This window comes from Propionicimonas sp., from assembly GCF_047606205.1.
Lineage (GTDB): Bacteria > Actinomycetota > Actinomycetes > Propionibacteriales > Propionibacteriaceae > Propionicimonas.
This window is the reverse complement of sequence record NZ_JASGES010000188.1, coordinates 1-18748: the sequence shown is the minus strand read 5'-3', so window position 1 is coordinate 18748 and position 18748 is coordinate 1. Positions and strand designations below refer to the sequence as shown.

11 protein-coding genes are annotated in these 18748 nt (G+C 71.8%); 8 read left to right on the top strand and 3 right to left on the bottom strand.

Annotated elements, in window-relative coordinates; translation table 11 throughout:
* Positions 1 to 3 precede the first annotated feature (3 nt).
* From QM633_RS11815 to QM633_RS11795, 5 genes are all read left to right on the top strand, one after another.
* Complete coding sequence (locus QM633_RS11815; protein WP_415153959.1) at positions 4 to 1566, top strand: DNA polymerase Y family protein; 1563 nt, start codon at positions 4 to 6, stop codon at positions 1564 to 1566.
* Positions 1566 to 4958: an error-prone DNA polymerase gene (locus tag QM633_RS11810; protein ID WP_415153958.1), complete on the top strand. Its 3393-nt coding sequence runs from the start codon at positions 1566 to 1568 to the stop codon at positions 4956 to 4958. Before QM633_RS11815 ends, QM633_RS11810 begins: the two co-directional genes overlap by 1 nt.
* A gap of 180 nt (positions 4959 to 5138) precedes the next feature.
* A complete protein-coding gene (locus tag QM633_RS11805) occupies positions 5139 to 6104 on the top strand; it encodes a L,D-transpeptidase family protein (RefSeq protein WP_415153957.1) in 966 nt (321 codons plus the stop codon).
* A gap of 201 nt (positions 6105 to 6305) precedes the next feature.
* Positions 6306 to 7784 carry a phosphatase PAP2 family protein gene (locus QM633_RS11800; protein ID WP_415153956.1) on the top strand — a complete coding sequence of 493 codons (1479 nt, stop codon included), beginning with the start codon at positions 6306 to 6308 and terminating at the stop codon, positions 7782 to 7784.
* A gap of 133 nt (positions 7785 to 7917) precedes the next feature.
* Positions 7918 to 8274, top strand: coding sequence for a VOC family protein (locus tag QM633_RS11795; protein ID WP_415153955.1), 357 nt, complete (start codon positions 7918 to 7920; stop codon positions 8272 to 8274).
* Between the two features lie 168 nt (positions 8275 to 8442).
* Here QM633_RS11795 and QM633_RS11790 read toward each other — a convergent pair whose 3' ends face one another.
* The gene (locus QM633_RS11790; RefSeq protein WP_415153954.1) at positions 8443 to 8913 is read right to left on the bottom strand and encodes a DUF2505 domain-containing protein; all 471 of its coding nucleotides are present in this window, start codon (positions 8911 to 8913) and stop codon (positions 8443 to 8445) included.
* Positions 8914 to 8970: 57 nt separating this feature from the next.
* Here QM633_RS11790 and QM633_RS11785 point away from each other — a divergent pair, with 57 nt between their 5' ends.
* The 3 genes from QM633_RS11785 to trpS all read left to right on the top strand — a co-directional run bounded on the left by QM633_RS11785 (position 8971) and on the right by trpS (position 15960).
* Entirely contained in the window at positions 8971 to 13707 is a 4737-nt protein-coding gene (locus tag QM633_RS11785) for an NAD-glutamate dehydrogenase (RefSeq protein ID WP_415153953.1), read from the top strand.
* A gap of 98 nt (positions 13708 to 13805) precedes the next feature.
* On the top strand, positions 13806 to 14657 hold the full coding sequence (locus tag QM633_RS11780) for a PHP domain-containing protein (RefSeq protein ID WP_415153952.1): 852 nt from the start codon (positions 13806 to 13808) through the stop codon (positions 14655 to 14657).
* A gap of 175 nt (positions 14658 to 14832) precedes the next feature.
* Positions 14833 to 15960: a tryptophan--tRNA ligase gene (gene trpS / locus QM633_RS11775; RefSeq protein ID WP_415153951.1), complete on the top strand. Its 1128-nt coding sequence runs from the start codon at positions 14833 to 14835 to the stop codon at positions 15958 to 15960.
* 66 nt (positions 15961 to 16026) lie between these two features.
* Here the strand turns inward: trpS and QM633_RS11770 are convergent, their stop codons facing one another.
* Entirely contained in the window at positions 16027 to 17574 is a 1548-nt protein-coding gene (locus tag QM633_RS11770; protein ID WP_415153950.1) for a DEAD/DEAH box helicase, read from the bottom strand.
* Positions 17575 to 17991: 417 nt separating this feature from the next.
* Positions 17992 to 18216: a DUF3107 domain-containing protein gene (locus tag QM633_RS11765; protein ID WP_415153949.1), complete on the bottom strand. Its 225-nt coding sequence runs from the start codon at positions 18214 to 18216 to the stop codon at positions 17992 to 17994.
* Positions 18217 to 18748: the final 532 nt, after the last annotated feature.

The window sequence follows — 18748 nt, the reverse complement described above, 5'->3', positions numbered from 1 at the left end:
CTGGTGCTGTGGTTTCCCGGCTGGGCGGTGACGGCGTGGGCGCTGGCGGAGGGGGCGGACGCGAGCCGGCCGATCGCCGTGGTGGCCGCCAACCGGGTGGTGGCCTGCTCGCAGGAGGCGTCCGCGGAGGGCGTGGTGACCGGGCAGCGTCGCAGGGAGGCGCAGGCGCGCTGCCCCGCGCTGCTGGTGCTGCCGGCCGACGAGGTCAGGGACGCCCGTGAATTCGACCCCGTGCTGGAGTGCATCGAGGAGATCGCACCCGGGGTGCAGGTGATCCGGCCGGGAGCGTGCGCACTGCGTCCGCGCGGACTGGCGCGCTACGTCGGCAGCGAGGCGGAGGCGGCGGAGGTGTTGCTGGAGGCGGTGGTCACGTCCCTGGGTATCACGACCGGACGCGCGGGGATCGCCGACGGCCGGTTCACCGCCCTGCAGGCCGCCTACGCCGGAGATCCCGTGCGAATCGTCCCGCCCGGGGAAGGTGCGGCCTTCCTCGCCCCGTTGCCGGTGACCCGGCTCGGGGACGAGGCGCTGTCCGCACTGCTGCCCCGGCTGGGGGTGCACACCCTGGGCGCCTTCGCGGCGCTCGGGGCGGACGCTGTCCGCGACCGCTTCGGCCGCCACGGCCAGCGCCTGCACACCCTGGCGTCCGGGGCCGACCCCAGCGTCGTCGCCGCGCGCACCTCCCCGCCGGAACTGTCCCGCCAGATCGGGTTCGAGCCGCCGTTGGCGCTCATCGACCAGGTGGCGTTCACCGCGCGGGCGACGGTGGAAGAGTTCATCGCCGGTCTGTCCGCCGCCGGCCTGGCCTGCACGGAACTGCGCATCGAGGTCACCGGGGAGCTGGACGAACTGGTCGCCCGCAGCTGGGGTACGCCGGGAGTGTTCGACGCCCCCGCCGTCGTCGACCGCCTCCGCTGGCAGCTCCAGGCCGCGGCGGGCAGCCGCCTGAACAGCGCCGTCACCGGGGTGCGGCTGGAACCGCTGGTGGTCGACGCGCTCGCCAACCACGTGCCCGGCCTGTTCGGCACGGGGACGGACGAACGCGTCCACCACGTGCTGTCCCGCGTGCAGGCGATCCTCGGCCACGACGGCGTCGTCACCCCGCGGATCGGGGGCGGACGCTGGCTCGCCGAGCGGCAGGAGCTCGTCTCCTGGGGGGACCGGCCGATGAGCGCCCTGCCGGCGACCCCCCGGCTCCGGCAGGGATCCCGGGCCACGCCGGGGGCGACGGCGGCGGAGGACCCGCCGTGGCCGGGGCACCTGCCCGATCCGCTGCCGTCGGCGGTGTTCACCCTGCCTCGTCCGGCCCAGCTGCTGACCAGGGACGGGGCCCCGGTCGGACTGGACGACAGGGACCAGTTGCGGGGAGTGCCCACGGCGCTGCTGCTGGAGGGCGAGCGGCGGACGGTGATCGGCTGGGCGGGACCGTGGCCGATCGACGAGCGCTCCTGGGACCCCGTCCGGCATCGGCGGGCCAGCCGGTTCCAGGTCGTCGACGGGACGGGCACGGCCTGGCTGCTGGTGCTGCAGGCCGGACGCTGGTGGGCGGAGGGGCGGTACGACTGATGGGCTTCAACAACCCGCCGGTCACGTGGCGGACGCTGGAACGCACCCTCAGCACGCCGGAGCGGCTGGGTTCGGTGCCGGCGCAGGACGTCCCGACGTCGTGGAAGCGCGGCCCCTACCAGCCACCGTCGATCGAGCGTCCGGCCGACGCGGTGCCGTACGCCGAACTGCATGCGCACTCGTCCTTCTCGTTCCTGGACGGGGCGTCCGGGCCGGCTGAACTGGCCGAGGAGGCCGAAAGGCTGGGGCTGCACGCGCTGGCGGTCACCGACCACGACGGGCTGTACGGGATCGTCCGGTTCGCCGAGGCCGCGGAGTCGTTGCAGCTGAAGACGGTCTTCGGTGCGGAGCTGTCCCTCGACCTGCCCGCGCCGCAGACCGGTCGGCCCGACCCGGCCGGTTCCCACCTGCTGGTGCTGGCCGAGGGCGAGGAGGGGTACCACCGGCTCGCGGCGGCGATCACACAGGGTCAGCTGCGCGGCGGCGAGAAGGGCCGTCCGGTCTACGACGTGGACGACCTCGCCGCACAGGCCGACGGCCACTGGGTGGTGCTGACCGGCTGCCGCAAGGGTGCCGTGCGGCAGGCGCTCGCCTTTGGTGGGGCGGACGCGGCGGGGCGCGAGCTGGACGGCCTCGTCCACCGGTTCGGGGCGGAGCGGGTGTTCGTGGAACTCTCCGACCACGGTCACCCGCTGGACACCGCGCGCAACGATGCGCTGGCCGCGCTGGCGGCCGACCGGCGACTTCCGGTGATCGCGACCGGCAACGTCCACTACGCGACCCCGGCCAGGCACCTCCTCGCCCAGGCCGTCGCCGCCGTCCGCGCCAACCGCAGCCTGGACGCCCTCGACGGCTGGCTGCCCGCGGCAGGGACGGCGTTCCTGCGGTCGGGGGCGGAGATGTCCGCCCGGTTCGCCCGTTACCCCGGGGCGGTCGCCCGCACGGTCGAGGTGGCCGACCAGCTGGCCTTTCCGCTGCGAAGGGCGAAGCCGGCCCTGCCGAAGCAGGAGGTGCCCGACGGCCACACCCCGATGAGCTGGCTGCGGCACCTGGTGTGGGAGGCCGTCCCGGTGCGCTACCCGCACCTGACCAGCGCGGGCGCGGCGCGGATCGAGCGCGAGCTGGCGGTGATCGAGGCCAAGGACTTCCCCGGCTACTTCCTGATCGTGCACGACATCGTCGCCGAAGCCCGCCGGCGCAAGATCCTGTGCCAGGGGCGTGGTTCGGCGGCCAACTCGGCGGTGTGCTACCTGCTGAACATCACCGCCGTCGACTCGATCGCCTACGACCTGCCGTTCGAGCGGTTCCTGTCGGCCCTGCGCGACGAGGAGCCCGACATCGACGTGGACTTCGACTCCGACCGGCGCGAAGAAATCATCCAGTGGGTGTTCGACCGGTACGGACGCGAGCGCGCCGCGCAGGTGTGCAACGTCATCCAGTACCGGCCGAAGAACGCCGTCCGCGACATCTCCCGGGCGCTGGGCTACAGCCCGGGACAGGGAGACGCGTTCGCCAAACAGGTGGAGCGGTGGGGGTCGTCGCTGGCCGCCGACGAGCACGGGATCCCCGCCGAGGTGGCCGACCTGGCCACCCAGCTGCTGAAGGCGCCGCGGCACCTGGGCATCCACTCCGGCGGGATGGTGCTCACCGAGCGACCGGTGGGGGAGGTGGTGCCGATCGAGCACGCCCGGATGACCAACCGCACCGTGATCCAGTGGGACAAGGACGACGCCGCATGGATGGGGCTGGTGAAGTTCGACCTGCTGGGGCTGGGCATGCTCGCCGCGCTGCAGTACTGCTTCGACCTGGTCGCCGGCGCGACAGGGGAGATCTGGGACCTGGCCACCATCCCGAAGGAGGAGCCCGGTGTCTACGACATGCTGTGCCGGGCCGACTCGATCGGGGTGTTCCAGGTCGAGTCCCGCGCCCAGATGGGACTGCTGCCCCGGCTCCAGCCGCGGCGGTTCTACGACCTGGTGATCCAGATCGCGCTGATCCGTCCCGGTCCGATCCAGGGCGGAGCCGTGCACCCGTTCGTGCGCCGGAAGCTGGGCAGGGAGCCGGTCACCTACGCGCATCCGCTGCTGGAGCCGGTGCTGTCCCGGACGCTCGGCGTGCCCGTGTTCCAGGAACAGCTGATGCAGATGGCGATGGCGGTGGGGAACTGCACGGGCGAGGACGCCGACCTGCTGCGCAGGGCGATGGGTTCCAAGCGGGGCCTGGAGCGGATCGAGTCGCTGAAGGAGAAACTGTTCGCCGGCATGGCCGACAACGGGCTGGTCGGCAAGCACGCCGAGCACCTGTACACCCAGATCCTGGCGTTCTCGAACTTCGGCTTCGCCGAGTCGCACTCGCTGAGCTTCGCGCTGCTGGTGTACGCGTCCAGCTGGCTGAAGCTGCACTATCCGGCCGCGTTCCTGGCCGGCCTGCTGCGCGCGCAGCCGATGGGGTTCTACTCCCCGTCCACCCTCGTCAACGACGCGAAGCGGCACGGCGTGGACGTGCAGCGTCCCGACCTCGCCCGCTCGGGGGTGGACGCGGTGCTGGAGGCCGTGGAGGGGCACGAGGGGAGGACGCCGGGCGAGGGGCCGCGCGCGTCCTGTCTCGATCACCTCCAGCCGCGCGTGGAACCGTTCGACCCCGGTTCACCGGACGAGGCGGCCTCCCATCGCAGAGACGCAGGGCTCGCCGTGCGGCTGGGGCTGGCCGGGGTCCGTGGGATCGGGAAGGGAGTGGCCACGCGGATCGTGGCGGAGCGCGACGCGCACGGGGTGTACGCGTCCATGGAGGACCTGGTCCGGCGGACGGGGTTGGCGCAGGACCAGCTGGAAGCGCTGGCCGCGGCAGGGGCGCTGGAGTGCCTGGGGCTCAGCCGCCGGCAGGCGCTGTGGCGCGCCGGCAGCGCGGCGCTCGACCAGCCGGGGACGCTGCCGGGCACGCTGGTGGTGGCGGCCCAACCGCTGCTGTTCGACGACCCGACCCCGACGGAACTGCTCGCCGACGACCTGTGGGCGACCGGGGTGAGCACGGGAGAGCACCCGATCGGCCAGCTCCGTGCCGACCTGACCGCGCGCGGGGTGCTGGCCACCGCCGACCTCGCCACCGCCGAGCCCGGTCGCCGGGTGCGGGTGGCAGGGCTGGTCACCCACCGCCAGCGTCCCGCGACCGCGTCCGGCATCACCTTCCTCAGCCTGGAGGACGAAGGCGGCCTGGTGAACGTGGTCTGCTCGGTGGGGGTGTGGCAGCGCTACCGGAAGGTGGCCCGGTCCTCTCCGGCGCTGGTCGTCCGCGGCGCCCTGGAGCGCTCGGCGGAGAGCGTGGTGAACGTGGTGGCAGACCAGCTCGAGGCACTGCCGATCATGGTCACCCACTCCTCCCGGGACTTCCAGTGAGGAGGCGCCGACCCTGCTGTTCCGGCTGGGGGAGAGGACTGGCCCGCGGTTCCCGCGGCCGGGACACGCATCCTTGCGCGCAGGCCGGAAACCTCGTGTTCACCTGTGGCAGGTACCCTTTCCTGGTCAGGATGGACGCGACGGTGTCCCGTCCCCGGCGAAACAGTGCGGAAGGACCCCATGAGCCCGACCCTCCCGTCCGAGCGGCGCACGTGGCCGCGCGCCCTGGCGGCGGTCGCCGTGGCCGCGATGCTCGTCGCGTCCGGCTGTGCCCGCACTCTTCCCGAGTCGCCCACGCAAGGGGCGTTCGGCCCCGCCGGGGAGCAGGTCACGCCCTCCCCGACAGGGGTCGCGACCGCCACCGCATCCCCGACCGGCTCGCCGACGGCGACAGCCACACCGACCACCACTCCGACAGCGAAGCCCACGCCCACCGATCCGTGGAAGGCGCTCAGCGCCAAGACGCGGAAGGAGTTCAAGAACTGCCGCACGACCACCGTTGGCCCGGGCTCGTCGGGGGCGTGTGCGCTGCTGGTGATCAGGAAGCTCAAGGCGGCCAAGTACTACCCGTGGGCGACGACCAGCCGGATCAACCAGACCTCCGGGGCCAACGCGATCCTGAACTACCAGCGCTCCCGCGGCCTGCCCGCGACCGGGATCGTCGCGAAGAAGACCTGGCTGGCACTGGCATCCAGGGCGCCGGTCGTCCCCACCGTGCTGCCGAAGAAGTGTCTGACCAAGGGCGTCGTGATCTGCGTCGACCAGGCCCACCGCAAGCTGTTCTGGCTCAAGGACGGCGAGGTCAAGAAGACCGTCAAGGTGCGCGTCGGCGGCTACAACTACCTCAAGAAGAAGAAGCAGAAGAAGGGCGTGTGGCGGATCTACGGCACCGCCAACGGCACCTGGAAGGTCTACGACAAGCAGGTCGACCCGCCTTCGGAGAACTACGGCTCCGGCGCGATGCCCTACAGCGTGATGTTCTACCCGGACATGTACGTGCACTACTCGCCCGGCTTCCACGCGGTGGGCTACGCCGGCTCGAGCCACGGCTGCGTGAACGTGGGCAGCCTGACCGATGCGATCTGGATCTTCCGGCACACCCCGATCGGGGCGAAGGTGCATGTCTTCAGCCCGACGGTGACGTAGGCCGCAGCCCGTCCTGACCGGATCCCGGGGTGCTGTGGCCTGCATCCCGTCCGTCGCGGTGCTCACTCCCGCACGTCATGCGGCGTTCATCCTCGGGTCGGTTGTGCGCAGGGAACTGGACAGATCGCCTTCCTAGCGTGTGAGGCGCCATCTGGGTCCGGGGCTGTCCGGGCCCCTGATCGAAAGAAGGCGACCGACTCCATGCCCCTCGAACACGCATCCGCCCGCACCCGGCGGCTCCCGCTGCTGCGCGGGATCGCCGCCGCGGCGGTCATCGCGCTGCTGGCCTCCTCCGGCGCACCCTCAGCACAGGCGGCCGGCTACGACAGCGACGCCACCAAGCCGAACCTCGTCGCCGGCCTGTCCGGTTACAGCGACCTGTGGCAGTCCTCGGGAACCAACGACCTGCACGGGACGGTGAAGAACACCAAGGCGCTGCAGTGGAATGACCGGGTGACCAGCTGGATCAACCAGAACGCCACCTCCGGCCAGCAGTTCCGCGCGCTGCAGAACGCCGCCTACAAGAACTCCGACGGCTCGGGGTACGACCAGTCGATCTCGATCGCGGACGGGCTGGGGAAGAAGCTCGGCGCGATCTACGCCCAGGGGCGGATCGCCGGCGACCTGCCGCTCACCAGCGCCCTGGTGGACAGCTCCACGGGGACCACCGGAGCCTACGTCAGCACCAGTACGGCGAAGGCCACCTTCAGCTACCCGCGTCCCTTCCTGAAGGTGGACCCGAGCGCCACCAAGGTGGCCGGGGACGAGGACGCCTGTGCGCCGAGTGCGGTGAACGGCTCCTCGCTGACGGCGATCCGCAAGGGCAGGAGCTGGACCGACTCGACCGGCAACCTGAAGATCACCCGGGTCGCGGCGACCACCGACACCACGCACGCCTTCGCGTCCACCGACGTGTCGCTGGACGCGGGCTACGGCACGGCCGGCATCTGCACCGGCGGGGCGTTCCCCAGCGGACACACCACGACCGCCTACGAAGCCGGTATCACCCTGGCCACCTTGCTGCCCGAACTCGCCCCGCAGATCCTGGCTCGCTCCTCCGAGGCCGGCAACAACCGGATCGTCCTCGGCGTCCACTACGCGTTGGACATCATCGGCGGCCGGATGAACGGTGAGATGGCTCTCGCGTCGCGCTGGTCGGACGGCGCCTTCCGCACCCAGGTGCTGGAGCCGGCCCGTGCCGAGCTGGTGAGCTACCTGGAGAGCAAGTGCGGCAACACGCTGGCGAGGTGCATCGCCTCCGACACCCCGTACACCGACAACCCCTACGGCGGGAAGAAGATCCCCGGTGGCACCAGCCAGATCGTGACCAACCGCGCCTCGGCGGTCAAGGTGTACACCGAACGGATGGGTTACGGGTTCGCCGCGACCTCCTCGACCAGGCAGAAGGCGTCCGTCCCCGCCGGTGCGGAGAGCCTGCTGCTGACCACCTTCCCGACCCTGACCAGCACCCAGCGGATCTCGGTGCTGGCGCAGACCGAGGTTCGCTCGGGCCACCCGCTGGACACCACCTGGTCCAGCACCCACGGCACCGCTCCCGGGTCCTGGCAGCGGCTGAACCTGGCCAGGGCCATGTCGGCCACGGTCAAGGTCTACAAGAACGGCACGGTGAAGGTGGTCTCCACCGGCGGCCAGCCGAAGCTGATCCTGCTGTCGAAGTAACCCGTCCGGCCCGCGTCGGCGAGAACGGCCTCCTGCTCACGGTCTGCGGAGCGGGAGGCCGTTCTCGTCCGGGCACGGGAACACGCACATCCGGACGGGTGCAGCCCACGGCGGGTTCGGCCTACGCTGGGTCATGGCCATCGCAAGGTATCCCAGCGTCGTGCTCGACTGCCCCGACCCGGCGGTGCTGGCCGAGTTCTACGGGGCGATGCTCGACGGCAAGGTCGAACTCGACGACGGCTGGGCCGACGTCCGCACCGCTGAAGGTCAGTGCCTCTCCTTCCAGAAGGTGGAGGACTACCGCGCGCCGCAGTGGCCGGGCCAGGACGTCCCGCAGCAGATGCACATCGACGTCATGGTCGACGACCTCGACGACGGCGAGGCGGCAGTGCTCGCCCTTGGCGCCACGAGGGCCGAGGTGCAGCCGGGAACGACCTTCCGGGTGTTCCTCGACCCGGCGGGGCACCCCTTCTGCCTCTGCGTGGAGTGAACGCGCGCCCGCCGGGGGTCCCGGGAACCGCCGATCCCTGAGGTGCCGGCAGTCCCGGCTCGGCACAGCACCGCTCAGCAGTCTCCTAGCCCTATGCCCCAAGGTGTGGCCGCTGCAGATCGCCCGATCCGGCGCGCCGCAGCCGGGACATGATTGTTCAGCAGTCTCCTAGCGCGCCAGGTACTCCTTCCCGACCCGCTCCTGGATCTCCAGGGCCTCCAGCAGCAGCGGGGCGGCCTGTCTGGCCAGCCCCGGACCGAGGAAGGGGACGTTCACCGAGAGCTCGCCGTCGTAGTGCAGCACCGATCCCGAACCGCCGGGACGCAGGGTGACCACCCCGGTCAGTTCGGCCGGCAGGCCTTCGACGCTGATCTGCGCGGCCCCCCGACGTCCCCCCTCCGACGTGCCCGGCTCCCACCTGATCTCGTCGACCACGGCCATCCGGGGGCCGGCGAGCCGGGCCACGACGGAGGGGGTCGGCATCACGCGGCGCGTGGAGGTGCGCAGCCCGTCCACGGTGACCTCGTGCTCGAGCGGGTCCGTCGCCAGGCACACCGCCCGCAGGAAGACCGGGTCGGTGAGCATCGCGAACACCGTGGGTACGGGCGCGGCGAAGTCGTTCGTGGCGTGTATCTCCATGCCGCCCATTCTGGCGTGGATAGGGTGGATGAGGTCTCAAGCTGCGAAGGAGCAGGCGTGTCCAGTCTCGTGCCCGGCGTCTCGGCAGGGCTGCGTGAGTCCCTCACCAGCGTCACCGAGGGCGGGCAGTCGGGCGATCCGATGTTCTCCCGCCTCGTCACCGCCTACCTCCAGCCCGTCGCCGAGCCGGACCTGGTCGGGATCGACCCGGCCGCCCTCGCCGCCGCCGTCACCGCCCACCTCGAACTCGGTCGGGTCCGACGGCCCGGCGAACACCTGGTCCGGGTGATCACGCCCGGGCAGGTGCCCGGCGTCGGCGCCGACACGTCCACCCTGGCCCTCCTCGTCACCGACGACCGCCCGTTCCTGGTCGACACCGTCACCATGGAACTCACCGGCCGTGACTGGAGCCTGCGCCGGCTGTACCACCCGCAACTCCGGGTCGCGAGGGACGCCGAGGGCCGCCTGGTCGACCTCGCCGCCGGGGCCGGCGGTGTCGCCGAGTCGTGGATCGCCCTGGAGCTCTACCCGCCGCTCGGGCAGGCGGCCGAGGGTCTCGCCGGGTCTCTGTCGGACGGCCTGCGCACGGCGCTGGAGGTGCTCGACGTCGTCGTCGGCGACTGGCAGCCCATGGTCGCCCGCGCCAGGGCGGCGGCGGAGGAGCTGCGCGGCCGCTCAGGACCGGGGATCGACGAGGCGGTCGCGGTGCTGGACTGGCTGGCCGCGGACAACTTCGTCTTCCTCGGCGCGGCCGACTACGTGCGGGACGGGGGCCGTCTGGTCCCGGTGCCGGGCAGCGGCCTCGGCCTGCTCACCGGGGTCACCGAGCCGGACGCCGTCACCGTCCCGGCGGCGGACGAGCGCGACCCGCTGGTCCTGGTCAGGGATCCGCGCCGCTCGCCCGTGCACCGTCCGGTCCACCTCGAGCACGTGGCGGTCCGCCACTACGCCGACGACGGGAGCCTGGTCCGCGAACACCGCTTCCTCGGGCTGCTGGCCGCCGCGGCCTACACCGAGTCGGTGGCCACGATCCCGCTGCTGGCCGCCAAGTCACGCCAACTGCTCGAGGGGTGCGGCTTCGAGCCGCACTCGCACGGCTGGAATGCCGTCCGCCAGGTGGTCGCCACCTATCCCCGCGACGAACTGTTCGAGGCGAAGGTCTCCGAACTCGCACCGATCGTGGCCGCCGTCGCGGGGTTGCGGGAGCGACGACAGGCAAGGGTGTTCCTGCGCCGCGCCCGCTACGGGGCGTTCGCGACCGCGCTGGTGTACCTGCCCAGGGACCGCTACAACACCACCACCCGGTTGCGGATCCAGCAGATCCTGACCGAGCGGCTCGGCGGTGTGGAGGTGGAGTTCTCCACCCTGGTCAGCGAATCGGTGCTGACCCGGTTGTTCTTCGTGATCAGGCTGGCGGCGGACGCGCCGACCGACCCGGACGGCGAATTGATCGCCCGCGAGATCGCGGCCGCGGCCCGCAGCTGGGAGGACGACTTCGTCGCGCTCGTCGACGCCCTGCCCAGCGAGCAGCGTGGGGTCGAGTTCAGCGAGGCCTACACCGCCGACTACTCCCCGTCCGCGGCCGTCGCCGACCTCGCTCTGGCCAACCAGCTGGTCGACGACGACGACCTGCGGCTGTGCCTGTTCTCCCCGCACGACCCGTCCGACCCCTCCGACGTGCGGCTGAAGGTGATCACCCGCCGCGCGATGTCCCTGACCGAGGTGATGCCGCATCTGGCGGTCCTCGGCGCGGACGTGGTCGACGAGCGCCCCTACAACTGGGACCTGCGCGGCCGGCGCGTCCTGGTCTACGACTTCGGGCTGAAGCTTCCCGCCGACCTGGCCGCGCGCGCCCGCACGGTCGGTATCCGGCAGCGGTTCATGGACGTCTTCGTCGCCTCGGTGACCGGACGCTGCGAGGCTGACGCGCTGAACCGGCTGGTGGTCGCCGCGGGCCTGGACTGGCACCAGGTCAGCTGGCTGCGTGCCATCTCGCGCTACCTGCAGCAGGCCGGCGTCCCGTTCAGCCAGCCCTACCTGGCGACCGCCCTGAACGCCCATCCCGACCTCGCCGCCGGCCTTGCCGCCGCCTTCGCCGACCGGTTCGACCCGGAGGCCCACGCGACGACCGAGGAGCGGGCTGCGGCGTACGCCGAGCGGCGCGCCGCCCTGCTCGCGCAGCTGGACGCCGTCGAGAGCCTCGACCACGACCGCATCCTGAGGGCCTTCCTCGCCGTGATCGACGCCAGCGTCCGCAGCAACGCCTTCACCGGCACCGACACCCTGGCGCTGAAGCTGCTGCCCGCCCGCCTCGCCCTGCTGCCGGAGCCGCGGCCGGCGTTCGAGGTGTTCGTCTACTCCCCGCGCGTGCAAGGCGTCCACCTCCGCTTCGGTGCGGTGGCGCGTGGTGGCCTGCGCTGGTCGGACCGCAGGGAGGACTTCCGCACGGAAGTGCTCGGCCTGGTCAAGGCGCAGCTGGTCAAGAACACGGTGATCGTGCCGAGCGGGGCCAAGGGAGGCTTCGTGCCCCAGCAGCTGCCGGACCCCTCCGACCGCGCGGCATGGCAGGCGGAGGGCAGGGCCTGCTACCGGCTGTTCGTGGACGCGCTGCTCGGCATCACCGACAACATCGTGGCCGGTCGGCTCGTCCCGCCCGCGCGGGTCGTGCGCTACGACGGCGACGACCCCTACCTCGTGGTGGCGGCCGACAAGGGCACGGCGACCTTCTCCGACCTGGCCAACGAGGTGTCGGTGGGCCGCGGCTTCTGGCTGGGCGACGCGTTCGCCTCCGGCGGCTCCAGCGGGTATGACCACAAGGCCATGGGGATCACGGCCCGCGGCGCCTGGGAGTCGGTCAGACGACACTTCGCCGACCTAGGCCTGGACCCGGCCATCGACGGGTTCACCTGCGTCGGGATCGGCGACATGGCCGGCGACGTGTTCGGTAACGGCATGCTGCTCTCGGACCGGATGTCGCTGGTCGCTGCGTTCAACCACGTCCACGTGTTCCTGGACCCCGACCCGGACCCCGCCGTCTCGTTCGCCGAGCGGCAGCGGCTGTTCGCGCTGCCCGGCTCGACCTGGGCCGACTACGACGCGTCCCTGGTCTCGCCGGGCGGCGGCGTGTTTCGCAGGGATGCGAAATCGGTGCCGGTCAGCCCGCAGGTGCGCGGGGTCCTCGGCCTGCCGGAGGAGGTCGTGCAGCTGACCCCGAACGAGCTCGTCAGCGCGATCCTGTGCGCGCCGGTCGACCTGCTGTTCAACGGCGGGGTCGGCACCTTCGTGAAGGCCGCCTCGGAGTCACACGCCGAGGCCGGCGACAAGGCCAACGACGCTGTCCGGGTGGACGGCGGGCGGCTGCGGGCGCGCTGCGTGGCCGAGGGCGGGAACCTCGGATTCACCCAGCGGGGCCGGGTCGAGTACGCGCGGGCGGGCGGCCGCATCGGGACCGACTTCATCGACAACTCCGCGGGCGTCGACACCTCCGACCACGAGGTGAACATCAAGATCCTGCTGGCCCCGGAGGTCGAGTCGGGACGGCTCAGCGAGGACAGCAGACGCGGGCTGCTCGCGTCCATGACCGACGAGGTGGCCCGCCTCGTGCTCGCCCACAATGTCGACCAGAACGTGGCGCTGGCGAACGCGATGTACCGGCGGGTGGTGCTCGCAGGGCAGCACGAGGCGTGGATGCGGACGCTCACCGACGACGGCCTGCTCGACCGGTCGATCGAGGACCTGCCGTCCAGCAAGGAGATGACCGACCGGATCGCCGCGGGTGAGGGCCTGACCCGGCCGGAACTGGCCGTGCTGCTGTCGTACACCAAGATCGCGCTGGACCGCTGGGTGCTGGCCTCCGACCTCCCTGACGACCCCTACCTGGCCGACCGGCTCGTCCAGTACTTCCCGGAGCCGCTGCGCGACCGCTACGCCGACCGGATGCCCGCGCACCGGCTGGCGCGGGAGATCATCGCGACCGTTGCGGTGAACCGGTTCGTGAACAGCCAGGGCATCACCGCCTACCACCGGCTGTCCACCGAGACAGGCGCAGGGATCGCGGACATCATGAGGGCGCAGCTCGCCTCCCGGGCGATCTTCGCCGTCGGTCTGGACGAGGTGCGGGTGCGCCGGAACACCGAGCTGGCCGCCGCCGACGCCACCCGGCTGCGGGTGACCCTGCGACGGATGGTCGAGCGGGCCACGCGCTGGCTGCTGCACCACCAGCGCGGGGCTCTGGACGTGACCGCGGCCGTCGCGGCCTACGGCGGCGAGATCGCGCAACTGCGTCCGGAGCTGCCGCGGCTGCTCACCGGCGGGCAGGCGGCCGCGGCACAGGAGCTGACCGCGCACTGGACGGGGTCCGGCCTGTCGGCCGAGCTCGCGGCGACGATGGCCACCGCGGGGCAGGCCCACACCCTGCTCAGCGTCGTCGAGGTCGCCCACCGGCTGGGTCTGGAGCCGTTGCGGGTGGCGGAGGTGCACTATCGGCTCTCCGTCGCGGCCGGCATCGACCAGCTGGCTGCCGGGGTGGACGGGCTGCCGCGCCAGGTCCGCTGGGACGCGATGGCGCGCGCGGCGCTGCGCGATGAGCTGCTGGCCGCCCATGCCGAGCTCACCGCGGAGGTGCTGGCCGGCGCCGAGCCCGGCGCGACGCCCGAGCGGGTGGTGGAGGAGTGGGCGGCGTCCGACCCGGCCCTGGGCACCAGAGTGGCGACCATTCGCGCGCTCACCGACGGCCCCGCCGACGTGGCCCGCATGAACGTGGGGCTCGCCCAGGTGCGCGCCATGCTCGGCTGACGCGTCCGGCCCGCACGTGGGGAGGCGGCGGGCCTGCGCCCGAGACGACCCGGCCGGGCACGGACCGTCCCGCGCGCGGGAGGTGGCAGGATGGGGCGATGCGCATCGACCTGCACACGCACAGTTCGGTCTCCGACGGGACGGACACCCCGACCGAGCTCGTGGCGAACGCCCGCGCGGCGGGCCTGGACGTGGTGGCGCTGTGCGACCACGACACCTTCGACGGCCTGGCCGAGGCGGTACAGGCCGGAACCGAACTCGGCGTGCAGGTGCTGCGTGGGATCGAGATCTCCGCCGAGCACGACGGGACGTCGGTGCACCTGCTGGGCTACGGGTGCCGCGCCGACGACGGACCGCTGAACGATGAGCTCGCGAAGATCAGGGAGGGCCGCACCGAACGGGTCCCCACCATGTTGCGCCGGCTGGCGGAGGCGGGGATGCCGGTCCCGGAGGAGGTGCTGGCGAAGTACGTCGGCGACAGCCCCTCGGTCGGACGCCCGCACCTGGCCGACTCGATGATCGAGCTCGGCTACGTCGCGGACCGGCGGGAGGCGTTCGACAACTGGCTGGCCGACGACCGACCGATCTTCGTGCAGCGCTACTCGGTGCCGCTGGCGCAGGGACTCGACCTCGTCCGGGCGGCGGGCGGCGTGGCGGTGATCGCCCACCCGTGGGGGCGGGTGAGTCGTGACCAGCTGCCCGTCGAGGTGCTGGCCGGGTTCGCCGCGGCGTCGCGGCTGGACGGGGTGGAGGTCGACCACCAGGACCACGATGCCGCCACTCGCGCCGAGTTGCGCGCTCTCGCCTCTCGGCTGGGCCTGCTGGCCACTGGCGCGTCGGACTATCACGGCACCGGAAAGGTCGACCACGACCTCGGCTGCAACACCACCGACCCGGCCGTCCTGACCGAGATCGCCGCTCGGGTCGCAGAGCGCGGCGGCGTCCTCTGACCCCACCGGCGCGGGCGGCCCCGGCGCGTGAGGAGTGGTAGATTGACGGCCGTGCATCCGAGGAGCTGGTGGCGGCCGTAACGACGGCCCGATCCCGCGACCCGCACATCCACGGCCGTCCGTCGCAGGCGGCCGTTTCGCATGCCTGAGCCGGGTGGCCCGAACGAGGAGAACCATGTCCGACCCCCAGAGCGCGACCGTGACCGACACCGCTGGTGACGACCTCGCCCAGTCCACCTCCGACGCGTCGCTGCGCCGCACCGAGGCTCGCAGTGCGGAGATCGAGGCGCAGATCGCGCGCGACCCGTCCGGCTTCCGGGTGATGACCGGAGACCGGCCGACCGGCAACCTGCACCTGGGGCACTACTTCGGCTCGCTGGCCAACCGGGTGCGGATCCAGGACGCCGGCGTCGAGACCTACATCCTGATCGCCGACTACCAGGTGATCACCGACCGGGACGGGACCGGACCGATCCACGACCGGGTGCTCGGCATGCTGGCCGACTACCTGGCGATCGGTCTCGACCCGTCCCGCACGACCATCTACGCCCACTCCGCCGTGCCGGCGCTGAACCAGCTGTTGCTGCCGTTCCTCTCCCTGGTGACGGACGCCGAACTGCGGCGCAACCCGACGGTGAAGGCGGAGCTGGAGGCAACCGGGGACCGGCCGATGTCCGGCCTGCTGCTCACCTACCCCGTGCACCAGGCGGCCGACATCCTGTTCTGCAAGGCCAACCTGGTCCCGGTCGGCAAGGACCAGCTGCCGCACCTCGAGCAGACCCGCGTGGTCGCCCGCCGCTTCGACGAGCGGTACGGGCGGGTCGACCCGGCCCGTCCGGTGTTCCCGCAGGCGGAGGCGCTGCTCAGCCAGGCGTCCACGGTGCTGGGGCTGGACGGCACGAAGATGAGCAAGACCAAGGGCAACGTCATCGAGATCGGCATGGATGCCGACACCACGGCGAAGCTGATCCGCAAGGCCGTCACCGACTCCGACCGGCACATCAGTTACGACCCGCTGAACCGTCCGGAAGTGTCGAACCTGCTGATGCTGGCCTCGCTGTGCACGGGGCGCGACCCGGTCGAGATCGCCGAGGCGATCGGCGACGGCGGTGGCGGCGGGCTGAAGAAGCTGGTCACCGAGGCCGTGAACGAGTTCTTCGCACCGATCCGGGCCCGCCGGCTTGAGCTGGCTGCCGATCCCGGCCACCTGATCGACGTGCTGCGTCGCGGCAACGCCCGTGCCAACGAGGTGGGCGACGCCACGCTCGCCGAGGTGCGTGCGGCGATGAACATGGTCTACTGACCCTTCACGCACGAACGCCCCGGTCCGGGACCGGGGCGTTCGTGCGTGAACTGGGCCTGTGCGCGCTCAGGAGGCTTCGACCTGCTGGCTCTCGCGGTTGCCGCCGGAGCGGCGGCGGCGACGCCGGGGCCGGGACCCGGCCGTGGTCACCGCACCGTCGGTGGCCGCCTCCACGGTGGCGGCATCGGCGGACTCGGCGGTGGTGATCACCACGTCGGCGGCCTCACCTGCCACCGGCTCGCCGTTGCGGAGCCGGCGCCGCGTCCGTTCGCGCGGGGCGCGGTCGCCGCGCTCCTTGTGGTGGTGACCGTCCTTGTGATGGTCCTTGTGGTGGATGTCGCGCTCACGCGGGGCGGCCTCCTTGAGGCGTCCCTTCGTACCCTCCGGAATGCCCAGGTCGACGTAGAGGTTCGGTGAGGTCGAGTAGGTCTCCATGGGCTCGGGGAAGTCGAGTTCGAGCGCCTTGTTGATGACCTTCCACCGGGTGACATCGGCCCAGTCGACGAGCGTCACCGCGGTGCCCTTCGCGCCTGCGCGGCCGGTGCGGCCGATCCGGTGCACGTAGGTCATCTCGGAGTCCGGGCACTCGTAGTTGATCACGTGGCTGACGTCGGTGATGTCGATGCCGCGCGCGGCCACGTCGGTGGCGACCAGGACCGAGACCTTGCCGTCGCGGAACTTCTTCAGCGCCTTCTCGCGCGCCACCTGGTTGAGGTCGCCGTGGATCGAGGTGGCCTCGAAGCCCCGGTCGACGAGTTCGTCGGCCAGGCGCTGCGCCGCCCGCTTGGTGCGGGTGAAGATCATCGTCCGGGTGCACCCGGGCGCCTGCAGGATGCGCCCGACGATCTCGGGCTTGTCGAGGTCGTGGGTCTGGTACACGAACTGGGTGGTGTCCGGCACGGTCAGCTGTGCATCGTGGGTCTCGGCACGCACGTTCACCGGCTGGTTCAGGTGCATGCGGGCGAGCGCGACGATCGCCGAGGGCATCGTGGCGCTGAACAGCAGCGTCTGGCGCGACTTCGGGGTCTTGCTGATCAGCCGCTCCACGTCCGGCAGGAAGCCGAGGTCGAGCATCTCGTCCGCCTCGTCCAGAACCAGCACGCGGATGTGGGACAGGTCGAGCGAGCGGCGGTTGGCGAGGTCGAGCAGGCGGCCGGGGGTGCCGACGACGACGTCGACGCCGGACGCGAGGGCGTCCAGCTGCGGTTCGTAGCCGACACCGCCGTAGACGGTGAGGACGCGGGCCTTGCGCACGGACGAGGCGTCGGCGAGGTCGCGGGCGACCTGCAGCGCGAGCTCCCGCGTCGGGCACATCACCAGGGCCTGCGGCGCGCCGGGGACCTTCAGCTCGGCGTACTCGGGGTCGGTCGGGACGGCGATGCGCTGGAGCAGGCTGACGCCGAACGCCAGGGTCTTGCCGGTGCCGGTCCGGGCCTGCCCGATCATGTCCGTCCCTGCCACGGCGATCGGGATGGCGAGCGCCTGGATCGGGAAGGGGCGGACGATGCCGAGCGCGGCGAGGGCTTCGGAGATCTCGGGGATGACACCGAGGTCGGCGAATGTGCGTTCGTCGACCTCGGACTGGTTCTCGATGCTGTTTTCGGTCAGGGTCATGCCTTCTGGTGTGTCTGCGGCCGGCTACGGCACAGACGAATCGGACCGCCGGCGGCGCCGTTCGGGCCGCTCGAGGCAGGCGCGCACATGGGGGGTGCGGCGGAGCCAGTCTAGCGCGCCCGCGCCCTGCGATCCCTAGGGGGCTGCTGGGCAATGTTGTGTCGAGCGGGGACGTGCCGGGCGGGATGAGCGGAAGGCCGGGCTCGGGGGCTGATCGCGGTTCCTCCGCGGCCCCGAGGTGGCCGCGGCAGATCGCCGGCCCGCGGCGCCGCAGACCCCACGACGGGGTGAGGCGAGCCTGCTCGCGCGCACAGAGGAGGAGCGCTCACAGAGGAGGAAGGAAGGAGCAGAACGCCAGCGGGGCACCTGCCAGCCGGCACCCGATTGCTCAGCAGTTTCCTGGTCCGCAGGGGCCGGTCAGAGTGAGCCGAAGCCGACCGTGCGGGTCTTCTCCTGCCCGAGGTCGATGTAGGCGACCTTGTCGGCGGGCACGAGCACCTTGCGCCCCTTGTCATCGGTGAGGGCGAGGAGGGTGCCGTCGGTGAGGGCCTTGCGCAGGTCGGCCTCGACCTGCGCCGCGGTCGCGTCCGTCTCGACCGTGAGTTCGCGGGCGACGTGCTGGATGCCGATCTTGATCTCCACCGTTCCTCCTTGTTGGCTGCGTTGCCAAGCTACCAGCGAGGGTCCCGGCAGCGTCCCTGCGTACGCCGAGAGCGCAACCCCGGCCACGGAGCAGGGCTCGCCCGAGTGCCGGGCATCGTGGTGGTTCCTCGGCGCGTCACGACCACGGTGAGCACCTCGCCCACCGACACCGTGCCGGCCGTCTTCGCGTCCATGCATCAAGTCAGACACCCGGGTCTGACAGAATCGAACCCACATCGAACACCTGTGGGCAACTGCTCACGTCCCTTCGGGTGGTGGGATGTGGGTTCTGGACCGAGTCGGGGACGGTTCCTGACTCGGTCCACCTCGCGCTCGCTCCGGGGATGGCGGGCCGGGTAGGGAACCGTCCCCGACTCGGTCGACCTCGTGCTCGCTCCGGGGATGGCGGACCGGGTAGGGAACCGTCCCCGACTCGGTCGACCTCGTGCTCGCTCCGGGGATGGCGGACCGGGTAGGGAACCGTCCCCGACTCGGTCCACCCCGCGCTCGGTCCGGGACGACTCGGCGTTGG